The sequence below is a fragment of the Ruegeria sp. C8 genome (assembly GCF_056537565.1).
In genome coordinates this window covers 1-1,215 of sequence record NZ_JBQFRV010000040.1, presented here as the reverse complement: position 1 = coordinate 1,215, position 1,215 = coordinate 1, and the positions used below count along the sequence as shown (strand labels likewise).

The following is a 1,215-nucleotide window of genomic DNA, read 5'->3' as shown; positions in this document are numbered from 1 at the left end:
ATGGCAAAGGAAAAGTTTGAGCGTACAAAACCGCACGTCAACATCGGCACGATTGGGCACGTTGACCATGGTAAGACGACGCTGACCGCAGCGATCACCAAGTATTTTGGTGACTTTAAAGCGTATGACCAGATTGACGGTGCGCCGGAAGAGAAAGCGCGCGGCATCACCATCTCGACCGCCCACGTGGAATACGAGACCGAGAACCGCCACTACGCGCACGTTGACTGCCCCGGCCACGCCGACTACGTCAAGAACATGATCACCGGTGCTGCTCAGATGGACGGCGCGATCCTGGTTGTGAACGCTGCTGACGGCCCGATGCCGCAGACCCGCGAGCACATCCTGCTGGGCCGCCAGGTTGGCATCCCGAAGATGGTCGTGTTCCTGAACAAAGTTGACCAGGTTGACGACGAAGAGCTGCTGGAACTGGTTGAGATGGAAGTTCGCGAACTGCTGTCCAGCTACGAATACCCTGGCGACGATATTCCGATCATCGCAGGTTCGGCTCTGGCCGCGATGGAAGGCAACAAGCCTGAAATCGGCGAAGAGAAGATCAAGGAACTGATGGCGGCCGTTGATGAGTACATCGACACCCCTGAGCGTGCTGTTGACCAGCCGTTCCTGATGCCGATCGAAGACGTGTTCTCGATCTCGGGTCGTGGTACCGTTGTGACCGGTCGTGTTGAGCGCGGCGTGATCAACGTTGGTGACGAAATCGAAATCGTCGGCATCCGCGACACTTCGAAAACCACCTGCACCGGCGTTGAAATGTTCCGCAAGCTGCTGGACCGCGGTGAAGCGGGCGACAACATCGGCGCGCTGCTGCGTGGTGTTGACCGTGACGGCGTTGAGCGTGGCCAGGTTCTGTGTAAGCCGGGTTCGGTTACACCGCACACCAAGTTCGAAGCCGAAGCCTACATCCTGACCAAGGAAGAAGGCGGTCGTCACACTCCGTTCTTCGCGAACTACCGTCCTCAGTTCTACTTCCGGACCACTGACGTGACCGGCACCGTGACCTTGGCGGAAGGCACCGAGATGGTCATGCCCGGCGACAACGTGTCGTTCGGCGTTGAGCTGATCGCGCCGATCGCGATGGAGCAGGGCCTGCGCTTTGCGATCCGCGAAGGCGGCCGCACCGTCGGCGCCGGCGTTGTGTCGAAAATCACTGAATAAGTCGCGTAAGCGAATGATCAGACGGAAAGGGCGTCCCTC

1 protein-coding gene is annotated in these 1,215 nt (G+C 59.0%); it reads left to right on the top strand.

Annotated elements, in window-relative coordinates; genetic code table 11:
* A partial coding sequence (gene tuf / locus ACR0KL_RS22715; RefSeq protein WP_170381019.1) for an elongation factor Tu occupies positions 1–1,176 on the top strand: 1,176 nt, incomplete at its 5' end.
* Positions 1,177–1,215 lie beyond the last annotated feature (39 nt).